At 75.5% G+C, this 21,229-nt stretch carries 19 protein-coding genes; 10 read left to right on the top strand and 9 right to left on the bottom strand.

The window, feature by feature from the left end; all coding sequences use genetic code 11:
* Positions 1-7: 7 nt before the first annotated feature.
* The gene (locus tag EKG83_RS10260; RefSeq protein ID WP_033435219.1) at positions 8-1,435 is read right to left on the bottom strand and encodes a carboxylesterase/lipase family protein; all 1,428 of its coding nucleotides are present in this window, start codon (positions 1,433-1,435) and stop codon (positions 8-10) included.
* An 11-nt stretch (positions 1,436-1,446) separates the two neighbouring features.
* Entirely contained in the window at positions 1,447-2,364 is a 918-nt protein-coding gene (locus EKG83_RS10255) for an MBL fold metallo-hydrolase (RefSeq protein WP_033435173.1), read from the bottom strand.
* Positions 2,365-2,495: 131 nt separating this feature from the next.
* Between EKG83_RS10255 and EKG83_RS10250 the strand changes: the two genes are divergently transcribed.
* On the top strand, positions 2,496-3,383 hold the full coding sequence (locus tag EKG83_RS10250) for a helix-turn-helix transcriptional regulator (protein WP_051766898.1): 888 nt from the start codon (positions 2,496-2,498) through the stop codon (positions 3,381-3,383).
* Positions 3,384-3,392: 9 nt separating this feature from the next.
* Here the strand turns inward: EKG83_RS10250 and EKG83_RS10245 are convergent, their stop codons facing one another.
* The gene (locus EKG83_RS10245; protein ID WP_033435174.1) at positions 3,393-4,331 is read right to left on the bottom strand and encodes an NADP-dependent oxidoreductase; all 939 of its coding nucleotides are present in this window, start codon (positions 4,329-4,331) and stop codon (positions 3,393-3,395) included.
* Positions 4,332-4,467: 136 nt separating this feature from the next.
* Between EKG83_RS10245 and EKG83_RS10240 the strand changes: the two genes are divergently transcribed.
* Positions 4,468-4,971: a MarR family winged helix-turn-helix transcriptional regulator gene (locus tag EKG83_RS10240; protein ID WP_033435175.1), complete on the top strand. Its 504-nt coding sequence runs from the start codon at positions 4,468-4,470 to the stop codon at positions 4,969-4,971.
* 31 nt (positions 4,972-5,002) lie between these two features.
* Here the strand turns inward: EKG83_RS10240 and EKG83_RS10235 are convergent, their stop codons facing one another.
* Entirely contained in the window at positions 5,003-6,376 is a 1,374-nt protein-coding gene (locus EKG83_RS10235) for an endo-1,4-beta-xylanase (protein ID WP_033435176.1), read from the bottom strand.
* A 321-nt stretch (positions 6,377-6,697) separates the two neighbouring features.
* Here EKG83_RS10235 and EKG83_RS10230 point away from each other — a divergent pair, with 321 nt between their 5' ends.
* Together EKG83_RS10230 and EKG83_RS10225 are read left to right on the top strand one after the other, a co-directional pair.
* A complete protein-coding gene (locus EKG83_RS10230) occupies positions 6,698-7,114 on the top strand; it encodes a DUF3592 domain-containing protein (RefSeq protein ID WP_170191957.1) in 417 nt (138 codons plus the stop codon).
* Positions 7,115-7,462: 348 nt separating this feature from the next.
* Positions 7,463-8,338, top strand: a complete 876-nt coding sequence (locus EKG83_RS10225) for an AfsR/SARP family transcriptional regulator (protein WP_170191958.1) — start codon at positions 7,463-7,465, stop codon at positions 8,336-8,338.
* Here EKG83_RS10225 and EKG83_RS10220 read toward each other — a convergent pair.
* Genes EKG83_RS10220 through EKG83_RS10200 form a run of 5 tightly spaced genes read right to left on the bottom strand, consistent with a single transcriptional unit; the run spans position 8,254 to position 15,379 of the window.
* A complete protein-coding gene (locus EKG83_RS10220) occupies positions 8,254-9,426 on the bottom strand; it encodes a 3-deoxy-7-phosphoheptulonate synthase (protein WP_170191959.1) in 1,173 nt (390 codons plus the stop codon). The two genes, EKG83_RS10225 and EKG83_RS10220, sit on opposite strands and share 85 nt — an antisense overlap.
* Entirely contained in the window at positions 9,423-11,588 is a 2,166-nt protein-coding gene (locus EKG83_RS10215) for an anthranilate synthase component I (protein WP_033435178.1), read from the bottom strand. Before EKG83_RS10215 ends, EKG83_RS10220 begins: the two co-directional genes overlap by 4 nt.
* 35 nt (positions 11,589-11,623) lie before the next feature.
* Complete coding sequence (locus EKG83_RS10210) at positions 11,624-13,285, bottom strand: AMP-binding protein (protein ID WP_033435179.1); 1,662 nt, start codon at positions 13,283-13,285, stop codon at positions 11,624-11,626.
* A 17-nt stretch (positions 13,286-13,302) separates the two neighbouring features.
* Positions 13,303-13,839 carry a hotdog fold thioesterase gene (locus tag EKG83_RS10205; protein ID WP_153277988.1) on the bottom strand — a complete coding sequence of 179 codons (537 nt, stop codon included), beginning with the start codon at positions 13,837-13,839 and terminating at the stop codon, positions 13,303-13,305.
* Positions 13,832-15,379, bottom strand: a complete 1,548-nt coding sequence (locus tag EKG83_RS10200; protein ID WP_033435180.1) for a class I adenylate-forming enzyme family protein — start codon at positions 15,377-15,379, stop codon at positions 13,832-13,834. The genes EKG83_RS10205 and EKG83_RS10200 overlap by 8 nt, the downstream gene beginning before the upstream one ends.
* A gap of 322 nt (positions 15,380-15,701) precedes the next feature.
* Here EKG83_RS10200 and paaA point away from each other — a divergent pair, with 322 nt between their 5' ends.
* Genes paaA through EKG83_RS10170 form a run of 6 tightly spaced genes read left to right on the top strand, consistent with a single transcriptional unit; the run spans position 15,702 to position 21,218 of the window.
* On the top strand, positions 15,702-16,625 hold the full coding sequence (gene paaA / locus EKG83_RS10195) for a 1,2-phenylacetyl-CoA epoxidase subunit PaaA (protein ID WP_228122848.1): 924 nt from the start codon (positions 15,702-15,704) through the stop codon (positions 16,623-16,625).
* The gene (gene paaB, locus EKG83_RS10190) at positions 16,622-16,912 is read left to right on the top strand and encodes a 1,2-phenylacetyl-CoA epoxidase subunit PaaB (RefSeq protein WP_033435225.1); all 291 of its coding nucleotides are present in this window, start codon (positions 16,622-16,624) and stop codon (positions 16,910-16,912) included. The genes paaA and paaB overlap by 4 nt, the downstream gene beginning before the upstream one ends.
* Positions 16,909-17,649, top strand: coding sequence for a 1,2-phenylacetyl-CoA epoxidase subunit PaaC (gene paaC / locus EKG83_RS10185; protein ID WP_033435181.1), 741 nt, complete (start codon positions 16,909-16,911; stop codon positions 17,647-17,649). Before paaB ends, paaC begins: the two co-directional genes overlap by 4 nt.
* Positions 17,646-18,137 carry a 1,2-phenylacetyl-CoA epoxidase subunit PaaD gene (gene paaD / locus EKG83_RS10180; protein WP_033435182.1) on the top strand — a complete coding sequence of 164 codons (492 nt, stop codon included), beginning with the start codon at positions 17,646-17,648 and terminating at the stop codon, positions 18,135-18,137. Before paaC ends, paaD begins: the two co-directional genes overlap by 4 nt.
* Positions 18,137-19,228, top strand: a complete 1,092-nt coding sequence (locus EKG83_RS10175) for a 2Fe-2S iron-sulfur cluster-binding protein (protein ID WP_033435183.1) — start codon at positions 18,137-18,139, stop codon at positions 19,226-19,228. Before paaD ends, EKG83_RS10175 begins: the two co-directional genes overlap by 1 nt.
* A 52-nt stretch (positions 19,229-19,280) precedes the next feature.
* Positions 19,281-21,218: an FAD/NAD(P)-binding protein gene (locus EKG83_RS10170; protein WP_051766900.1), complete on the top strand. Its 1,938-nt coding sequence runs from the start codon at positions 19,281-19,283 to the stop codon at positions 21,216-21,218.
* The last annotated feature ends 11 nt before the right edge of the window (positions 21,219-21,229 follow it).

The raw sequence follows: 21,229 nt of genomic DNA, 5'->3' as shown, positions 1-21,229 counted from the left end.
CCCCGGTTCACGAGCCGAACCGGTGCACCTCCGGGTGGGGCGCCCACCCCGGTTCGCCCGTGCGCGCGAACCCGATCCAGGCACCGTGCACGTGTTCGGCCAGGCCCGCCGGCGCGGGGTCGGGACCGAGCAGGCCCGTGTCGCCGTGCAGCGACGGTTCGTCGGCCAGGTCGAACACGAACGGCAGTTCGACGGTGTGCGCGGCGCCGAGCCGGCCGCCCAGGGCGGTCGACCGGTGGGCGAACGAGTAGACGTGCGTCCGGCCGTCCGCGAGGCGGGCGTGGGCGTCGGCCAGGCGTGCCGACCCGGCCCCGAACAGGGCCTCCCCCAGCAGTGCCGAGCGCAGCTCCCCGGCCGTCGCCGCCGGGCGGCTCGCGCGGAGCGCTTCGACGGCGGCGTGCGGGTCCGGGTGGGTCGCGGCGGCGACGGCGAGCACGTCGGCGTCGGTGGAGCGCTCGAACGCCCCCTGCGGGACGAGGTAGAGGTTGCCCTCCTCGGTGTTGGTGCCGATCAGCAGGTCCACCTCGGCGGCGGGGCCCGCGGCCAGGGAGTCGGCCGGTTGTGCGGGCAGCACGAGGCCGAACGGGCTCAGGCCCACCAGGGGGTCGGTGGCGGTGTCCGTGCGCAGGTCCACACCGGACAGTGCCGGCAGCACTTCGAGGAAGCGCTCGTCGGGGATGTCCGCGAACGCGTCGGAGGTGCCGTCGACACTGAGGGCGGTGGCGGCCGCGGTGGTGACCCGCCGTGCCTGTTCCGGGGTGAACGCGCCGGTGCCGCTGCCGCTCTGCACGATCGCGCGGCGGAACAGGCCCCTCGCCCGCGGGTCGGCGAGGAGGGCGCCGACGAGCGTGGCGCCCGCCGACTGGCCGAACACCGTCACCGCGCCGGGGTCGCCGCCGAACAGGGGGATCGTGTCGCGCACCCAGCGCAGGGCCGCCAGCACGTCGAGCAGGCCGCGGTTGTCGGGCGCGCCGTCCAGGGCCAGGAACCCCGGGATGCCGAGCCGGTAGCCGACGGTGACGAGGACGACGCCGTCCCGGGCGAAGGCGCGGCCGTCGTAGAGCGCCGCGCGGGTGGACCCGGTGACGAAACCGCCGCCGTGCACGAAGACCATCACCGGGCGCTCCCCGCCGTCGGCCGCGGGCGTGCGGACGTCGACGGTGAGGTGGTCGGTGCCGCGGACCCAGCCTGGCCCGAAGAAGGGGGTCAGGTCGAGCCGGCCGAAGTCGCGCGTCGGCTGGGGCGCGGTCGGTCCCGGCCGGGTGCCGTCGCGGACGCCGGACCACCCCGGGTGGGGCGCGGGCTCGCGGAACCTGCCGGCGCCGGCGGGTGCCTGCGCGTACGGGATGGCGCGGTACAGCTCCCCGGCCGCGTCACGGACCCCGCGCACGGCGCCCGCGGGCGTCCGCACGACCGGATCTCCCTGGTGGGACAAGGCGTTCTCCTTCACGATGCGGAGGCGAGGCGCGGGAAGCCCGCCCACCCCTCGATGGCGAACCCGGTGCCGGCGCGCTTGACCTGGACGGCGCCGTGACCGCCGAAGTGCGCGGGGAAGACGAGGGCGGTGCGGTCGGCCGCCTCGCCGAGCAGCCTGCGGCGGGTGGCGCGGGCGGCGGCGGGGTCCTCGCAGAAGCACGAGTTGGTGTCCGGCTCGACGACCTGCAGGGCGGTGTGCACGAGGTCGCCGACGAACAGCGCCCGGTCACCGCCCGACTCCAGCCGCAGCACCGACGACCCCGGCGTGTGGCCGGGCGCGAGCTCCAGCCGCAGGTTGGCGTCGATGCGGTGGGAGTCGTCCCACAGCAGGGTCAGGCCGGCCTCGTGCACGGGGGCGACGCTGTCCTCGAAGACGTTCTGGTTGCCGCGGCCGAGGCGGGACGGGTGCCCGCCCGCCGGGTCCCAGAAGTCGAAGTCCCGGCGGGGCACCAGGTAGGTCGCGTTGGGGAAGGTCGGGACCCAGGTGCGGCCGTCCAGGCGGGTGTTCCAGCCGACGTGGTCGAGGTGCAGGTGGGTGTTGACCACGACGTCGACCTCCTCGGGCCGCACCCCGGCGGCCTCCAGGGTGTCGAGGAACCCGGTGTCGAGCCGGCTCCAGACCGGGGCGTAGGGCCGCTCCTTGTGCTTGCCGACACCGGTGTCGACGAGGATCGTGCGGCCCTCGCTGCGCAGCAGCCACGTCTGGACCGCCGAGCGGCACCCGTCGGTCCGGGGGTCCCAGAAGTCGGGGGCCAGCCAGTCCCGGTTGGCCGCCCAGGACGCCCCCGGGCTGTCGGGGAAGAACTCGGCCGGGGTCATCCCCACCGGGCCGCAGTACTCGGGGATGCGGGTGACGGTGACGTCCCCCAGGGTGATCTGGTCGGGCATCGCGGTCCTCACGTCTCGGCACGGGATCGCTCCCGAGCCTGCGGCGGGACCGGCGCGACGGACCAGCCCCGCCCGGTCCTAGCCCTCGCGGGGTGTGGCTGACCCGACCGCGGCGGCCGAATACTGGCGGGGTGGACGGACCTGGACCGCTCGGGGACTTCCTGCGGGCACGGCGGGCGCGGCTGCGCCCGGAGGACGTCGGCCTGGGCCTGGTCGGCCCGCGGCGGCGGGTCGCCGGGCTGCGCCGCGAGGAGATCGCCCAGCTCGCGGGCGTCAGCGCCTCCTACTACACCCGGCTCGAACAGGGGACTTCCCGAGGGGCGTCGGCCGAGGTGCTCGACGCCGTCGCCAGGGCCCTGGCCCTGGACGACCACGAGCGCGACCACCTCCACCGGCTCGCCGACGCCGCCCGCCGGGCGCCCCGGCCCCACCGCCCCCGGCCGGAGAAGGTCGCCGACGAGACCCGCGAGCTGCTGCGGGTGCTGGACGACGCCCCCGCGCTCGTCCTCGGCCGGCGCACGGACGTCCTGGCGTGGAACGCGCTCGGGCACGCCCTGCTGGCCGGGCACCTGGCACCCGACGGCCCCGGCGACCCGGCGAGGCGCCCGAACATGAGCCGGCTGCTGTTCCTGGACCCGCACTTCCGGGAGCTGTACCCGGACTGGCGGCGCAAGGCGCGGGCGGTCGTGGGCAACCTGCGGATCGCCGTGGGCAGGCACCCCGGGGACCGGCTGCTCGCGGAGCTGGTCGGGGAGCTGACCATGAGGAGCCCGGAGTTCGTCGCCCTGTGGGCCGACCACCGGGTGACGCCGTGCGAGGCCGCGACCCACGAGCTGCGCCACCCCGTCGTGGGCGCGCTGACCGTGACGCAGCAGACGCTGTCCATCGCCCGCTCCCCCGGCCAGTCGCTGATCGTGTGCACGACCGCGCCGGGCTCGCCGTCCGCGGCGGCGCTCGCGCTGCTGCGCCAGGCGACCGGCGGGAGCCCCGCCACCCCGGCGGTGCCCCTGCACCGGTGAGGCGGGGTTTCAGGCGGGCAGGACGACGACCTTGCCGCGCAGCGAGCCCGCGGCGGCCCGGGCGTGCACCTCCGGCAGCTCGGCCAGCGGCACCCGCTCGGCGACGTCCACGCGCAGCTCGCCGCGGTCGACCAGCGCCACCAGCCGCGACAGCTGGTCGGCGTCGCTGCGGACGAAGAGGTCGATGCCGCGCACTTTGCGCTCCTCGTCGCCGGGCGCGGGCATCCACACCGTCGTGTTCACCAGGACACCGCCCGGGCGGACCAGGGTGACCAGCGCGACCAGCTCCGCCGGGTCGACCGGCGCGAGGTTGAGCACGACGTCGACCGGTTCGGTCACCGCCCCGGTCACCCCGGTGGTGGTGTGGTCGACCACCTCGTCGGCACCGGCCGACTCGACCGCCTCGCGGCTGCGCGGGCCGGCCGTGGCGATCACGTGGGCACCCGCGTGCTTGGCGAGCTGCACGGCGTACCCGCCGACCGCCCCGCCGGCGCCGTTGACCAGGACGCGTTGCCCGGCCGTCAGCCCGGCGTGGTCGAAGAGCGCCTGCCACGCGGTGAGGCCCACCAGCGGCAGCGCGGCGGCGTCGGGCAGCGGGATGCCCTTGGGCGCCGGCGCCAGCACCTCGGCCGGCGCGATGGCGTACTCGGCGGCCGCGCCGTCCTCGCCCATCGGCAGGAAGCCGACGACCTCGTCACCGACGGCGACGCCGGTCACGCCCTCGCCGAGCGCGTCGACCGTGCCGGCGACGTCGAGGCCGGGGGTGTGCGGCAGCACCACCGGGATGGGGCCGCGCATGAAGCCGGCGCGGATGTTGCCGTCGACGGGGTTGAACGAGGTCGCGGCGACGCGGACGCGGACCTGCCCGGGGCCGGGGACCGGCTGCTCCACGTCCTCGTGGCGCAGGACGTCGGGGTCGCCGTACTCGTGGAAGCGCACTGCCTTCATCGGGGGTCACACCTTCGCTCGGATCGGGTTTGCTTCGAACTCGAAGCATCTGCCGATCACGCTACTGGTGCTTTGAATTCGAAGCAAAGTGACGTGCGACACCACTCCTTCGAATTCGAAGCAGTAGACTTGCGCCATGCCCGACTCCCCGCCCTCGCTCGACCCCGTGCAGCTCGGCGCCTACTTCGCCCTCGTCGAGGTGACCAGCCTGCTCCGGCACGCGGTCGAGCAGCAGCTCAAGGAGGCCGGCGACCTCAGCTACGTGCAGTTCCAACTGCTGGCCCGGCTCGGGGACTCCCCCACCGGCAGCCACCGGATGACCGACCTCGCCGACGGCGTCGTCTACAGCCGCAGCGGCCTGACCTACCAGGCGAGCCTGCTCGAGAAGGCGGGCCTGGTCGTGCGCGCGCCCTCGCCGGACGACGAGCGGAGCACCACCGTCACCATCACCGACGCCGGCCGCGCGCTGCTCGCGCGGGTGCTGCCCGGCCACGTCGAGGTGGTCAGCGGCCTGCTCTTCGAACCGCTCTCGCGCGACGACGTCAGGACCCTCGCCGCCCTGCTGGCACCGGTGCGCGACCACATGCGCTCGACACCGCCCCGCTCGGCCGCGCCCCGCCGCCGGAAGGGTGGGGCGTGATCGGCCGATCACGCCCCACCGCGGTCTCCGGTCAGGCCGTGGCGCAGGTGACGGCGGGCACGGGGTTGGTGCCGGTGGAGCTGCCGATGAAGCCGAACGTGGTGGCGGCGCCGACGGCGAGCCGGCCGTTGTAGGGGGCGTTGCGCACGGTCGCCTCCTGGCCGTTGGTGGCGAGCACGCCGTTCCACAGGCTGCGCACGGCCTGTCCCTGGGCGAGGGTCCAGCGGACCGTCCAGCCGGTGGTGGCGGTGGTGCCGGTGTTGCGGACGGTGACCTCCGCCTGGAAGCCGCCGTGCCACTGGGCGGTCACGCGGTAGGTGGCGGCGCAGCCGGCGGGCGGGTCGGTGGTGACGGTGCCGCCGAGGGCTTCGTAGACCGCCCAGTAGGCGGGCTTCTTGGCGAAGTTCTCGTCGTAGATCAGGGCGGCGCCCTCGCCCGGGAAGACCGAGGGGATCCAGGAGTAGCCGTCGGAGAAGTCCCAGACGGTGATGCCGACGCAGCGGGTCACGGCCAGGCAGGCGTTGACGACGGCCCGGTAGTCCTGCGCCTGCTGGGCGTCCTTGGCGGCGTCGCGCGGCGTGCGCATCCGGATGTCGAGCTCGGTGATGGCGACGTCGACGCCGAGTTCGGCGAAGCGCCGGATGTTCTGCTCCACCGTGCTCGGCACCTGGCCGAGGATCAGGTGGGCCTGGAGGCCGACGCCGTCGATGGGGATGCCCTGCCGCTTGAACGACTTCACCATCTCGTACACGGCGTCGCTCTTGGCGCCGATGCCGTCGATGTTGTAGTCGTTGTAGTACAGCTTGGCGTGCGGGTCGGCGGCGCGGGCGGCCTTGAACGCCTCGGCGATGTAGCCGTCGCCGATCTTCTGCTGGAACACCGTCTGCCGCCGGGTGCCGTCCTCCTCGAACGCCTCGTTGACCACGTCCCAGTGCACGACCTGGCCCCGGTAGTGGCCGGCCACGGCGGAGATGTGGTTGCGCACCACGCCGAGCAGTTCGCCGGCGGGCACGTCGTTGACCCAGTCGGGCAACTGGTTGTGCCACACCAGCGTGTGGCCGCGCACGACCTGGTCGTGCGCCTGGGCGAAGGCGACGATCCGGTCGGCCTGGGTGAAGTCGAACTGCCCGCGGCTGGGCTCGGTGTACTGCCACTTCTGGGTGTTGCCGACGGTGATCTGGTTGAACTCGCTGCCCAGCACCGCGGTGTAGGGGGCGTTGTCCAACGTCGGGTTGTCCGTCGCCGAGCCGAAGTAGCGGCCCTTGGCGGCGGCGAGCCGCCCGAGGGTCGACCCGGCTTCCGCCGGGGAGGGCGCGGCGACCGCCGTGCCGACGGCGAGCGCGCCCGCGACGGCGACCGCCGTCGCGGCGAGGACGTGGCGAGCGCGTCCTGCTGGTGCTGGCATCGTGTCGTCTCCTGACATCGGTGTCGGGACCGGCCGCACGGGGGCGCCTGGGCAAGTGGGCCCCCGCGCGGCCGGGGATCGCGGGACTCCCGGCGCGTCGTCATCGGGATGCGACCGCGGTGGGCACCCACCGGCGGTCGAAACTTTCGACACTTAAACCGATCAATCTCGATCGGCACGTCAATGTAGCCACGGGCCGTTCAGGCCGTCAACGCGCCCGAGCCGCTAAATGTGCGGGCGGTTCCTTTAGCACCGGCCGCGCGTCGACCGGCCTGTCACACCCGGGCACCCGGCGGCGATGACGTGTGCGAAGGAGGCGTGGTGGCGAAATCGCTGAAGTCCCGGCCGGGCCGGGTCGTGGCCGGGATCGTGCTGGCCGGCGCGGTCGCCGGGCTGGTGCTCGTGCTCCGGTCGTCGGCCGAGCAGCGGTCCTGGCCCAGTGCCGAGGGGACCGTGCGGGAGCGGCTGCGGTCGGGCAGGAGCTACTCGGTCGAGGTCGAGTACCCGCTCCCCGACGGCACGCGCCAGGTCGCGACCCTGTCCGAGAACGGACCGGCCCGGCACCCCGGCGAGCGCGTGGCGGTCCGCTACGACCTGGCGGACGGCCGGGTGGTCGCCGCCGCCCTGGCCGACAACGACCAGGCGCACCTGGTGGCGGGCGGCGTGCTGGGCCTCCTCGTCCTCGGCGGGATCTTCGCGAACCTGATCGCGTGGGCGCCCAGGCCGAGGCCCGAGTGACCGGACAACGAATTCCGCGTCCTTTTCGTCGCGATTGCGCATAGTCCCGTCCGCTCCCCCTCTCGGAGGACAAATCCGCTTGACGACCGTCACCCTTCGTCAGTCCGCAGACATGCCATACGCCTATACGGGTTCAAGCAGGTGACCCGGTGTCGCGCCACGCTCACGAACAGGTGGCGAATTCGGTCGAAATCGCCCTCGACCTGATCCGGACGGATCAACGTCCCGCATGGTCGGAGCAGAACGGGGACGTCGAGTAGCAATCCCACCGGGCGGGCTCCCTGCGCCGCTCCGACGTGCCGGGTACAAGTGGTGGACATGACCACCAATCGCCCCGGCGGGGGGCGCGTGAGGTACGAAGTCCTCGGACCGTCGCCCCTCGTGCGCGCGCACGGGGTGGTCGGCGCGCTCCCGACCCGCAAGGCGCAGGTCCTGCTGGCCGCCCTGCTCATCCGGCACGACCAAGTGGTCAGCACCGACGAGCTCATCACCGAGATCTGGGGCGGCTCCCCGCCCCGGCGGGTCACCGCCGCCCTGCACGTGCACGTGTCCCGGCTGCGCAAGGTGCTCGCCGACCTCGGCGCCGACAACGCCGTGGTCACCCGCAACACCGGCTACCTGCTGGCCCTGGGCGACGACGAGCTGGACGTGCTGGAGCTGCTCGGCCTGCTCGACCGGGCACGCGCCCTGGCCAGGGCCGACGCCCACGAGGACGTCGTCGGGCACGTCGGGCGCGCGCTCGCGCTGTGCCCCGGCCAGCCGCTGGGCGAGGTGTCCGGCGGCCCGGTCGTCACCCGCTTCGCCGACTGGGCGGAGACCCTGCGGCTGGAGTGCGTCGGCCTGGCCGCCACCGCCAACCTCGCGCTGCACCGCAACGACGAGGTCATCTGCGCCCTGCACCCGGTCGTGGCGGAGAACCCCATGCACGAGGCGTTCGCCGCGCAGCTCATGCGCGCGCTGCACCGGGCGCACCGCCGCGCCGAGGCCCTGAAGGTCTACGAGCGCACCCGCGCGGCGCTGTGGGCGGAGATGCGGCTGCAACCCTGCTGGTCGCTGCGCGAGCTGCGCGACGCCATCCAGCACGCCCGGCTCGACCCGGACCCCGTCCCCGCCGACCCCGACCCGGCCTACGGGGACGGTCAGCCGCGCAGCAGCCCCGCCCCGTACGCGGCCACCTCCAGCGACTGCTCCCGGTTCAACCGCGGGTCGCACGCCGACTCGTAGCGCAGCGGCAGGTCCCGCTCCGACACCGCGCCGCCCACGCACTCGGTCACGTCGTCACCGGTCATCTCCAGGTGCAGGCCGCCGGGACGGGTGCCCGCCGCCCGGTGCACCTCGAAGAACCCCGCCACCTCCGCGAGCACCCGCGCCACCGGGCGCGTCTTGTGCCCGCTGGGCGCGGTCTCCGTGTTGCCGTGCATGGGGTCGCACAGCCACACCACCGGCACGCCGCTCGCCGCCACCGCCCGCACCAGCGGCGGCAGCGCCTCGCGCACCCGGTCCGCGCCCATCCGCGCGATGAACGACAACCGGCCGGGCACCCGCCACGGGTTGAGCCGGTCCGCCAGCTCCAGCACCTCCCGCGCGGTGGCCGCCGGCCCCAGCTTCACCGCGACCGGGTTGGCGATCCGCGCCGCGAACTCCACGTGCGCCCCGCCCGGGTCCCGGGTGCGCTCCCCGATCCACAGCAGGTGCGCCGAGGTGTCGTACCAGCCGCCCGCCCGGCGGCGGGTCAACGCGCCCTCGTACTCCAGCAGCAGCGCCTCGTGGCTGGTGTGCACCGGCACACCCGAGGCGCGCACCAGCTCCAGCGTCGCCGCCGACGCCCGGTGGGCCCGCACCATCCGCCACGGGTCGGGCGTCCGGGCCGCGCCGGTGAACTCCGCCCCGTTGACGATGTCGCCCCGGTAGGACGGCAGCGACACGCCGTCGCGGGTCTCCGCCGGCGCCGAGCGCGGCTTGGCGAACTGCCCGGCGATGCGGCCCACCCGCACCACCGGCACGCCCGCCGCCGCCTCCAGCACCTCCGCCATCCGCGCCAGCGTCCCCAGCCTGCCGGCCACCCGCTCCGGCGTGACGTGGTCGAACCGCTCGGCGCAGTCGCCGCCCTGGAGGACGAACGCCTCGCCGCGCGCCGCCCGGCCCAGCAGCGAGGTCAACCGGTCGGTCTCCTCGGCGGTCACCAGCGGCGGCGCGACCGACAGCCACGCCACCGCCTCCCGCAACGCGCCCTCGTCGGGCCACGGCGGCTGCTGCGCGGCGGGCAGGCCGCGCCAGGAGTCCAGGACGGCCGGCGCCTCGGTGGCGATCACCGCCCCGCCCCCCGCCCGGCCAGCGACGCCACCGCGTTGGCGATCACCGCGTGCCCCGCCCCGCCGTCCCACGTCAGGATCGACTCGGGGTGGAACTGCACCGCCGCCCACGGCAGCTCCCGGTGCTCCACGGCCATCACCACGCCGTCGTCGGAGGCCGCCGTGACCCGCAGCCCCGGCGGCAGGGCCACCGCGTGCAGCGAGTGGTAGCGGCCGACCCGGAACCCGTCGGGCACGCCGCGGAACAGCGGGCTGCCCGCGTCGAGCACCCGCACCCGCGACGACTTGCCGTGCACCGGCCGGTCCAGCACGCCCAGCGACCCGCCCAGGTGCTCCACGACGCCCTGCAGCCCCAGGCACACCCCGAACACCGGCACGCCCAGCCGCCGGGCCTCCGCCAGGGTGCCCGCCACGTCGAAGTCGTCCGGGCGCCCCGGCCCAGGTGAGAGCACCACCAGGTCCGGCGGCTGCTCGGCGAGCGGACCCAGGTGCGCGCCGGCCCGGTAGGTCACCACCTCCGCGCCGGTCTGCCGCAGGTAGTCGGCGAGGTTGTGCACGAACGAGTCGCGGTGGTCGACCAGCAGCACCCGCCGGTCCCGCCCGCCGCGCGGCGCCGCCGCGACCACCGGGCGGCGGGGCAGGTCGTCGAGCACGTCCAGCAGCGCCCTGGCCTTCAGCTCCGTCTCCGCCTCCTCGGCCTCCGGCACCGAGTCGTGCAGCAGCGTCGCGCCGGCCCGCACGATCGCCACGCCGTGGCGCACCTGGATGGTGCGCAGCGTCAGCACCGTGTCCAGGCCGCCGTCGAAGCCGACCCGGCCCACCGCGCCGCCGTACCAGCGGCGCGGCGAGCGCTCGTGGCGCTCCACGAACTCCACCGCGGCCAGCTTGGGCGCCCCGGTCACGGTCACCGCCCACAGGTGCGCCAGGAACCCGTCCAGGGCGTCCAGGCCGGGCCTCAGCACGCCCTCGACCCGGTCCACGGTGTGGATCAGCGTCGAGTACGTCTCGATGCGCCGCCGCGCGGTCACCCGCACCGTGCCCGGCACGCACACCCGCGCCTTGTCGTTGCGGTCCACGTCGGTGCACATGGTCAGCTCGGTCTCGTCCTTGGCCGAGTCGAGGAGTTCGCGCACCCGCGCGGCGTCCTCCAGGGCGTCCCGGCCCCGCGCGATCGTGCCGCTGATCGGCGAGGACTCCACCACCAGGCCGCGCTCGCCGCGGTGGACCCGCACGAACATTTCCGGCGACGCGCCCACCAGGTGCTCGCCCTCGCCCAGGTTGGCCAGCAGGCTGTGCGGCGCGGGGTTGCGGTCGCGCAGCCTGCGGAACAGCTCCGCGGGCGGGTGCGGGCACGACCGCCGGAACACCTGGCTGGGCACCACCTCGAACAGCTCGCCCGCGGCGAACCGGGGCATCGCCTCGCGCACCACCGCCGCGTACTCGCCGGGCTCGTGGTCGCGCGGCGCGACCGGCGTGGCCGGCACGAACGGCGCCGAGGACGTGCCGCGCGGCAGGCCCTCGGTGGAGGCGCCGGCGGTGGTGAACTCGTAGCGGTGCAGCGCCACGCGGTCGCGCCCGAAGTCGAAGTCCAGCACCTCGTCGGGCAGGTGCAGCACCAGGTCGCGGTCCATCGGGTCGCGCGGCTGCCGCAGCTCCACCGGCTCCACCTGGAACAGCAGGTCGTAGCCGAACGCGCCGTACAGGCCCAGCACCGGGTCCCGCGGCGACGCCAGCGCCGCGGTCAGCGCCCGCACGGCCCGGAACACCCCGGCGTGGCGGGTGCGGTCCTCCTCGGCGAAACCGGGCGCCGGGCGCGGCGCGATGCCGTGGAACCCGTGCTCGTCGTCCCGCAGGTCGCGCAGCACCTCGCGCAGCGCCCGCCGCAGCGGGTCGAGCAGCACCAGGCCGCGGTCGTTGAGCGCGGTGACCGCCACCCACCCGGAGCGGACCACGACCTCCACCGGCGGGTCCACGTAGCCCACCGCGCGGTCGTCGCCCCGGAACAGCAGCATCCCGCGCCGGTGGTCGAGCGCGTCCTCCAGGCGGGCCCGCGTCGCCGCCGCGCCCGCGGCCCACTCGGTGGTGCGGGTGACGGCGACCCCGGCGCGGGTGGGCCACCGCTGCGCGGAGCCGGGCGACTGGACCAGGTCGAGCAGGGACATCCGTTCTCCTCGGGAGTAGTTCGTCGGGCGGCGGGTCAGGCGGTGCCGGCCCGCGCGGTGCCCGAACCCACGGCCGGGCGAGCGGCGTCGGTCCGCCGTTCGGGGAGGAGCGCGCGTTGCAGCTTGCCGGTGCCGGTGCGCGGCAACCGGTCCACGAACTCGACCACCCGCGGGTACTTGTAGGGCGCGATCTCCCGCTTGGCGAAGTCCTGCAACTCCCCCACCAGGCCGGGCGACGGCACCGTGCCCGCGGCCGGCACCACGTACGCCTTCACCACCGCGCCGCGGTCCGGGTCGGGCGCGCCGACCACCGCGCACTCGGCCACCGCCGGGTGGCGCAGCAACGCGTTCTCCACCTCCGGCGCGGCGATGTTGTAGCCGGCGGAGACGATCATGTCGTCGGAGCGGGCCTGGTACCAGAAGTAGCCGTCCGAGTCGCGCACGTAGGTGTCGCCGGTGATGTTCCAGCCGTCGCGCACGTACTCGCGCTGCCGCGGGTCGGCCAGGTAGCGGCAGCCCGTCGGCCCGCGCACCGCGAGCCGGCCCGGCACCCCGTCGGGCACCGGCAGGCCGTCGTCGTCGACCACGACGGCGGTGTAGCCGGGCACCGGCCTGCCGGTCGCGCCGGGGCGGATGTCGTCCTCGGCCGCGGAGATGAAGATGTGCAGCATCTCCGTCGCGCCGATCCCGTCGACGATCCGCAGGCCGGTGGCGTCGTGGAAGCGGTGCCAGGTGTCGGCGGGCAGCGCCTCGCCCGCCGACACGCACCGCCGCAGCCCCCGCAGGTCGTGGCGGTCGATCGAGGGCAGCACCGCGCGGTAGGCGGTGGGCGCGGTGAACAGCACCGTCACGCCCAGCCGGGCCACCGCGCCGAACAGCTCCTCGGGCCCGGCGCGCTCCAGCAGCACCGAGCAGGCGCCGGCGCGCAGCGGGAACACCACCATGCCGCCCAGCCCGTAGGTGAACGCCAGCGGCGGGCTCCCGGCGAACACGTCGTCGGGCGTGGGCCGCAGCACGTGCGCGGAGAACGTGTCGGCGATGGCCAGCACGTCGCGGTGGAAGTGCGCGGTGGCCTTGGGCTGCCCGGACGTGCCGGAGGTGAACGCGATCAGCGCCACGTCGTCGGCGGCGGTGGGCACCGCGGCGAACTCCGCCGGCTTGGCCCGCGCCAACCCCTCCAGCTCGGCGGTGTCGTCGCCGAAGGTCACCACCCGCAGTCCGTCGACCCCGGCGGCGAGCAGGTCCTCGGTGAACCGGGGGTCGCACAGCGCCAGGCGCACCGCCGCGTCGCGGCCGACGGTGCGCAGCTCGTGCCGCCGCAGCAGCGGCATCGTGGTCACCACCACGGCACCGGCCTTGAGCGCCGCGAGCCAGCACAGCACCAGCGCCGGGTTGTTCGGGCCCCGCAGCAGCACCCGGTTGCCCGGCACCACGCCCAGGTCGTCCACCAGGGCGTGCGCGATCCGGTCGACCCGCTCGCGCACCTGCCCGTAGGTCAGGGTCGTGCCGTCGCCGGCGCGCAGGCAAGGACGGTCCGCGCCCCACCGGGCGATGGTGGTGTCCAGCAGCTCCACCGCCGCGTTGAGGCGGTCGGGGTGGTGCAGCCCCGCGAGGTCCAGCACCGGCCACTCCCGCGGCGGTGGCAGGCGGTCGCGGGCGAAGGTGTCGATGTGCGCGGAGGGCGTGAGCGGTCGCATGGCAGCTCCGGGATGTGTCAGGCCGGGACGCGGACGCAGGTCATCCGCGCCGTGCAGACGCGTTTGCCGCGCTCGTCGGTGATGACGACCTCGTAGGTGGCGTGGCCGCGCCCCAGGTGGACGGCGGTGGCCACGCCCCGGACCAGGCCGGCGGTGGCGGGCCGGTGGTGGGTGGCGTTGATCTCGGTGCCCACCGCCGTGCCGCCGTCGGCGGCGAAGTGCAGGCACGCGCCGACCGAGGCGAGGGTTTCGGCCAGCACGCAGGACGCGCCGCCGTGCAGCACGCCGAACGGCTGGGTGTTGCCCGCCACGGGCAGCGAGCCGACCACCCGCCGGGGGCCGGCCTCGGCGACGGTCAGGCCGAGGCGGTTCTCCAGGTCGCCGCGCGGGACCTCGCCGGTCGTGGACGGGCCGGTCGTGGACGGGCCGGTCGTGGACGAGCCGGTCGTGGACGAGCCGGTCGTGGACGAGCCGGTCGTGGACGAGCCGGTCGTGGACGAGCCGGTCGTGGACGAGCCGGTCGCCGACGTCCCGGTCACCGACGGGCTAGTCATAGACGCCGTCCCGCAGCGAGCGCACCAGCTCCGGGCGGCGGACCTTCCAGGTGGCCGTGCGCGGCACGCGGTCGAACGGGATGCGGCGCGGCGGCGCCATCGGCGGCAGGTCGGCGGTCGCCCGCGACCAGCGCCCCGGGTCCAGCTCGACGTCGCCGCGGGTGCACACCACCGGCAGCGCCCGGCCGCCCTCGCCCGCCACGATCACCACCTCGCGCAGCTCCGGCAGGCGCGACATCAGCTCGTCCTCGACCCGCAGGTTGCTGTCCACGTCGTCGACCCGGTCGACCTCGCGGTCGTAGAGCCTCACCCGGCCCCAGCGGTCCTTCGAGCCCAGGTCGCCCATCCGCCACCAGCCGTCGGTGAGCTGCGCGCGGAACCGGTCGTCCTCGCCGAGGTAGGTGATGGCCCGGGTGCGGCTCTTGACCTCGATGTGCCCGACGCGGCCCGCGGGCGCCTCCCGGCCGTCGTCGCCGACGACGCGCAGCCTGACCACGCCGGGGAACGCCCAGCCCACGCACCGCCCGTCGGCCCGGTGGGCGCCGCGCGCGCTGTAGAGGTTCGCGGTCACCGGCCCGGTCTCGGTCTGGCCGTAGAGCTGGACGAAGTACGGCCGCCTGCGCCGCGACGCGCCCAGCAGCACGCGGATCGTGCGCGGGTGCATGGCGTCGAAGGTGGCGCTGTAGTAGCGCACGCTCGACAGCGGCGCGCCCGGCGCGTCGGCCAGCGCCTCCCAGTCGACGAACGTGTTGGGCTGGGTCTCCACCGCGCCGGGCCGGGTGCGGGTGAACAGCGGCCCGATCCGGTCCGGGTCCGGGTCGACCGCGACGACCAGGGTGTTGCCGTAGGACAGGCCCAGGTACAGGGCGCTGTAGAAGCGGGCGTGCACGAAGCTCATGCACAGCGCGACCCGCTCGTGCCGCCAGGTGCGGCGGGCCACGACCTTCTGCGGGCGCAGCCGCTCGCCCAGGGCGTCGGGGGTCTGCACGACCAGCTTCGGCAGGCCGGTGGTCCCCGAGGTGTGGGTGATCAGCGCCGGGTCGAACCGGTCCGGCGGCGTCGGTGGCCCGACCGGGCCGTCGAACCGCGCCAGCGGCGACCAGTCGCCGGTCCCCTCGCCCGCCGACAGCAGCACCGCGCGGGCACCGGAGGTGTCCAACCCGGAGGCGTCGAGCTTGGCGCGGTCGGTGAGCAGCCACGGCCGCTCCAGGCGTTCCAGCAGGGCCGCCACGACCTCGGCGCCCAGCGCGGGCGACAGCAGCGCGGGCACCGCGCCGAGGCGCTGCACCGAGGCTGCCAGCAGGGCGATGTCGAAGTTGTCGGTCTTGTAGAGCGCCACGCGGTCGCCGCGGCGCACGCCGGCGGCCTTGAGCCGGGCCGACAGGGTGCGCACGTGCTCGGCGACGCGCGCCAGGGTCAACGTCGTGCCGTCCTCGGGCGCGAACTGCAGCGGCGCGTCCAGGACGATCGTCGCCGCGCCGTGCGCGGCCGCCGCCTGGTCGAACATCTCGCCGATGCAGAAGGTCGGTACCTCGTTCATGGGTGGGCTTCCCTCGTGCCGGGAGCTGTGTGCGACCGAGCATCGCGGCCGGCCCGCGCCGTTGCGGGCCGTGCGGGCACGTTCCTGTCACCCCCGCCCGGCCGCGGCAGATTGCTGCCAAGCCGGGCGGACCGCCGGCCGCCGCGTTCCTACCGTGGGGCGGTCACTTCGCGGTGAGGGGAACACCTTGCGCTACCGAGGTTTCGAGGCACCGGAGCCACCGGGGTCCGCAGAGCTGCTGGACGAGGTGCGCGCCGCCGAGGCCGGTGCCCGCGCCGGCGGGCGGGCACCGCTGGAGCCGCGCGGCGGCTCGGCGGAGGAGCTGCTGGCGCGCTTCGAGGCGGTCATCGACGCCGACGAGAAGATCGAGCCGCGCGACTGGATGCCCGAGGACTACCGCCGGGCCCTGGTGCGGCAGATGTCGCAGCACGCGCACTCCGAGGTGGTGGGGATGCAGCCGGAGGCCAACTGGCTCACCCGCGCGCCCAGCCTGGCCCGCAAGTCGATCCTGCTGGCCAAGGTCCAGGACGAGGCCGGGCACGGGCTCTACCTGTACTCGGCGGTGGAGACGCTGGGCGTGGACCGCGAGGAGCTGTTCCGGGCGCTGCACGAGGGCAGGCAGAAGTACCTGTCGTTCATCAACTACCCGACGCCGACGTGGGCGGACGCGGGCGCGCTGGCGTGGCTGACCGACGGCGCGGCGATCGTCAACCAGGTGCCGCTGTGCCGGTCGTCCTACGGGCCTTACGCGCGGGCGATGGTGCGGGTGTGCAAGGAGGAGTCCTTCCACCACCGGCAGGGCTTCGCCGCGCTGTGGGTGCTCACCCGCGGTTCCGCGGCGCAGCGGCGGATGGCGCAGGAGGCGGTCGACCGCTGGTGGTGGCCCGCCCTGGCGATGTTCGGGCCGCCGCACGCGCAGTCCACCCACTCCGAGCGGTCGATGCGCTGGCGCATCAAGCGCCACACCAACGACGAGCTGCGCCAGCGGTTCGTCGACGTGTGCGTGCCGCAGGCCGAGGCGCTGGGCGTGACGCTGCCCGACCCGGCGCTGCGGTGGAACGCCGGGCGCGGGCACCACGACTTCACCCCGCCCGACTTCGAGGAGCTGCGGCGCGTGGTGGCCGGCGACGGCCCGTGCAACCGGCAGCGGGTGGCCCACCGCAGGCGGGCCCACGAGGACGGCGCGTGGGTGCGCGAAGCCGCCGCCGCGTACGCGGCCAAGCACCGGGAGGAGGAGCAGTGGTGAGCGAGAGGTCGCAGTGGCCGCTGTGGGAGGTGTTCGTCCGCGCGAAGCGCGGCCTGGGGCACCTGCACGCGGGCAGCCTGCACGCCGCGGACGCGCGGATGGCGTTGCAGCACGCCCGCGACCTCTACACCCGGCGCGGCGAGGGCGTGTCGATCTGGGTGGTGCCCTCGGCGGCGGTGGTGGCCTCCAGCCCCGACGAGCGGGACCCGTTCTTCGACCCGGCGGCGGACAAGGTCTACCGCCACCCCGGCTTCTTCGAGCTGCCCGAGGGGGTGCGCCACCTGTGAACGCCGACGCGCGGTACGTGCTGCGGCTGGGTGACGACGCGCTCATCGCCGCCCAGCGGCTCGTCCAGTGGTGCACCAGGGCACCCGAGTTGGAGGAGGACGTGGCGCTGGCCAACATCGCCGCCGACCTGCTCGGGCAGGCGCGGGCGCTGCTCGCCCTGGCGGGGCAGGAGGAGGGCGCGGGCCGCGACGAGGACGACCTGGCCTACCTGCGCGACGAGTCGGAGTTCGGCAACGCGCTGCTGGTGGAGCTGGACAACGGCGACTTCGCGGTCACCACGGCCAAGCTGCTGTTCTTCGCCGCCTACCAGAACCTGCTCTACCGGGCCCTGTCGGCGGTCGCGCACCCGGTGCTGGCCGGGATCGCCGCCAAGGCGGTCAAGGAGACCGCCTACCACGTCGAGCACGCCGCGCTGTGGGCGGTGCGCCTGGGCGACGGCACCGACGAGTCGCACCGCCGGATGCAGGCGGCCGTGGACGAGGTGTGGCCCTACACCCACGAGCTGTTCACCCCCGACGAGGTGACCCGCGCCGCCGCCTCCGCGGTCGACCCGGCCGCCCTGCGCCCCGACTGGTCGCGGCGGATCGGGGCGGTGCTGGCCGAGGCGACCCTGCGCCGCCCCGAGGACGGCTGGGCGCCCGCGGGCGGCCGGGCGGGCGCGCACACCGAGGCGTTCGGCTACCTCGTCGGCGAGATGCAGGTCCTGCACCGCGCGCACCCCGGGGTCCGCTGGTGAGCGCGCCGGAGGCGGAAGCGCGGGCACGCGCCGCGGCCGGCTCGGTGCCCGACCCGGAGCTGCCCGTGCTGTCGATCGCGGAACTGGGCGTGCTGCGCGACGTCGAGGTCCGTGCCGACCGCGTCACGGTCACGCTCACCCCCACCTACCTGGGTTGCCCGGCGATGGACGCGATCCGCGCCGGCGTCGCCGCGGCGGTGCGCGACGCCGGGTTCGCCGACGTCGAGGTCGTCACGTCCTGGTCGCCGCCGTGGACGACGGACTGGCTGACCGACGACGCCCGGCGCAAGCTGCGCGAAGCGGGCATCTCGCCACCCGCCCGGCGCGCCGGGGCGGTGCCGCTGGCGCTGCCGCGGCCCGTCACCCGCTGCCCGCGGTGCGACGGCACCGCCACCGAGGAGATCGCCCGCTTCGGCTCCACCGCCTGCAAGTCCCTGCGCCGCTGCGCGGACTGCCGCGAGACCTTCGACCACTTCAAGGAGTTCTGATGAACCGCGCCACCGCCGCCGCGCGGACCCGGTTCCACCCGCTGACCGTGGTCGACCGCGACACCGCCTCGGCCGACGGCGCCTCGCTGGCGATCACCCTGCGCGTACCGACCCCGCTGCGGGAGCTGTTCTCCTTCACCCCGGGCCAGCACCTGGCGGTGCGCGCCACCGTCGACGGCGCGGAGGTCCGCCGCTCCTACTCGCTGTGCTCGCCGCCCGACGAGCTGACCGGACGGGGCACGCTGCGCATCGGCATCCGGCTGCTGCCCGGCGGTGTCTACTCCGGACACGCGGCGAGCGCCCTCGTGCCGGGCGCGACGGTGCACGCCATGCCGCCGCTGGGCGCGTTCACCACCTCGCCGGACCCGGCGCGCAGCAGGCGCTACGCCGCCGTCGTGGCAGGCTCCGGCGTCACCCCCGTGCTCGCGCTGGCCACCGCGGCACTGGCCGCCGAACCCGGCAGCACGTTCACCGCGGTGCTGGCCAACCGCACCGCCGACTCGACGATGTTCGCCGAGCAGCTGGCCGACCTCAAGGACCGCTACCCCGCCCGCTTCGCGCTGACCAGGCTGTTCTCCCGCGAACGCCTCGACGTGGGCCTGGCGGCCACGCACCTGGACGACGCGGCGCTCGACGGGCTGCTCACCACCCTGCTGCCGCCGCACCAGGTCGACGAGTGGTTCACCTGCGGCCCCGCCGGCGTCGTGGACCGGGTGCGGCGCGCACTCGCCGGACGCGGCGTGCCCGCCGAGGCGGTGCACGCCGAGCTGTTCCACGCCGCACCGGCGCCCCCGCCCGCCACCACCGGCGGCGACCGGGCGCTGACCGTGCGCCTGGACGGCCGCAGCACCCGGGTCGACACCGACGCGGGCACCGCCCTGCTGGACGCCGCGCTCACCGCCCGCCCGGAACTGCCCTACTCGTGCCGCACCGGTGTCTGCGGCACCTGCCGCGTCCGCGTGGTGGAGGGCGAGGTGCGCATGCCCGGTTCACTGGCGCTGGACGAGCGGGAGCGGGCCGCGGGCTACGCCCTGGCGTGCCTGGCCACACCGCTGAGCGAGCGCGTCACCATCGACTTCGACGTCGTCTGACCCCGTTCACGCGCCCCCGTCCCCGTCCGCACCGACCGAGAACGGCACCGTGATGAACTCCGCGATCGTGCACCCGGCCGACGACGTCCGCGAGGTCTGCGTGGTCGGCCTGGGCCCCCGAGGTCTGTCGGTGGTGGAACGGCTGTGCGCCAACACCGACGCCACCGACCCGCCACTGCGCCTGCACCTGGTCGACCCGCACCTGGAGGTGGGCGGCCGGGTGTGGCGCACCGACCAGTCGCCGCACCTGCTGATGAACACCGTCGCCTCCCAGGTGACGCTGTTCCTCGACGACAGCGTGGAGTGCGCGGGCCCGGTGGTGCCCGGGCCGGGCCTGCACGACTGGGCGCGCGCGGTCGCCGCCGGCCGGATCACCGGCCCGCCCGACCACGTCCGCGCCGAGGCCGCCCGGCTCGGCCCCGACACCTACCCCACCCGCGCCTTCTACGGCCACTACCTGGTGTGGGTGCGCGAGCACCTGGAGCGCACCGCACCGCCCAACGTCACCGTGGTGCGCCACGGCGACCTGGCGGTGGACGTGCTGGAGGACGAGCCGGACGGCCCGCAGACGGTGGTGCTCGCCGGCGGCCGGCGGATACCCGGGCTGGCCGCGGTCGTGCTGACCCTCGGGCACCTGGACCACCTGCCGGAACCCGGGGCGCGGCGGTTCGGCGCGCTCGCCGACGCCCGCGGCCTGCGCCACCTGCCGCCCGCGAGCCCGGCCGAGGTCGACCTGGGCGACGTGGCGCCGCACGACACCGTGCTGCTGCGCGGCCTGGGCCTGAACTTCTTCGACCACCTCGCGCTGCTGACCTCCGGGCGCGGTGGCCGCTTCGAGCGCGGCGACGACGGGTGGCTGCGCTACCGCGCCTCGGGAGCGGAACCCCGCCTGGTCGCGGGGTCGCGCCGGGGCGTGCCACACCACGCGCGGGGCGAGAACCAGAAGGGCGCGTTCGGGCGGCACACCCCGCTGTTCCTCGTCCCCGACCGGCTCGCCGCGCTGCGCCTGCGCGCCGACCGCGGCGAGCCGCTGGACTTCCGCGCCGACCTGTGGCCGTGGATCGACCGCGAGGTGCGGGCGGTGTACTACGCGGCGCTGGTCGGGGCCCGCACCGGCGACGGCGCCCGGTTCACCGACCGGTTCGCCCGGGTCGCGGGCGACCGGGCCGCCGAGGAGGCGCTGCTGGACGAGCACGGGATCACCGCGCGCTGGGACTGGGACCTGGTGGCCCGGCCCCACCGCGACACCCGGTTCACCGGGCCCGACCACTTCCGCCGGTGGCTGGTGGGGTACCTGCGCGAGGACGTGCGGCAGGCCCGGCTGGGCAACGTGCGCGGCCCGCTCAAGGCGGCGCTGGACGTGCTGCGGGACCTGCGCAACGAGATCCGCCTGGTGGTCGACCACGGCGGCCTCGCCGGCGACTCCTACCGCGCCGACCTCCAGGGCTGGTACACCCCGTTCAACGCGTTCCTGTCCATCGGCCCGCCCGCGCGCCGCATCGAGGAGATGGCGGCGCTGCTGGAAGCGGGCGTGCTCACCGCCGTGGGGCCGGGGATGGTCGTGCGCGTCCGCGACGACGGGCTCGGGTTCGAGGCGCACAGCCCCCTCGTGCGCGGCGCGGTGCACCGGGCGCGGGTGCTGCTGGAGGCCCGGCTGCCCGACACCGACGTGCGCCGCACCACCAACCCGCTGCTGCGGCGGCTGCTGGACCGCGGCGACGGCACGCCGTACCGGGTGGCCGACCGCGACGGCGCCGGTCGCGAGTTCGGCGGCCTGGCGGTGACCGGGCGGCCCTACCGGCTGCTGGACCGCTCGTGGCGCGCGCACCCCAGGCGGTTCGCGTTCGGCGTGCCGACCGAGGGCGTGCACTGGGCGACGGCGGCGGGCGTGCGACCGGGCGTGAACTCGGTGATCCTGGCGGATGCCGACGCGGTGGCCCGCGAGAGCCTGGCGCTGACCGCGCGGCGCGGGGACCGGCTGCCGGTGTGACCGCCGCGCGA

Source organism: Saccharothrix syringae (genome assembly GCF_009498035.1).
Lineage (GTDB): Bacteria > Actinomycetota > Actinomycetes > Mycobacteriales > Pseudonocardiaceae > Actinosynnema > Actinosynnema syringae.
Note: the sequence above shows the minus strand (reverse complement) of the source record. Positions and strands in the feature narration are given on the sequence as shown.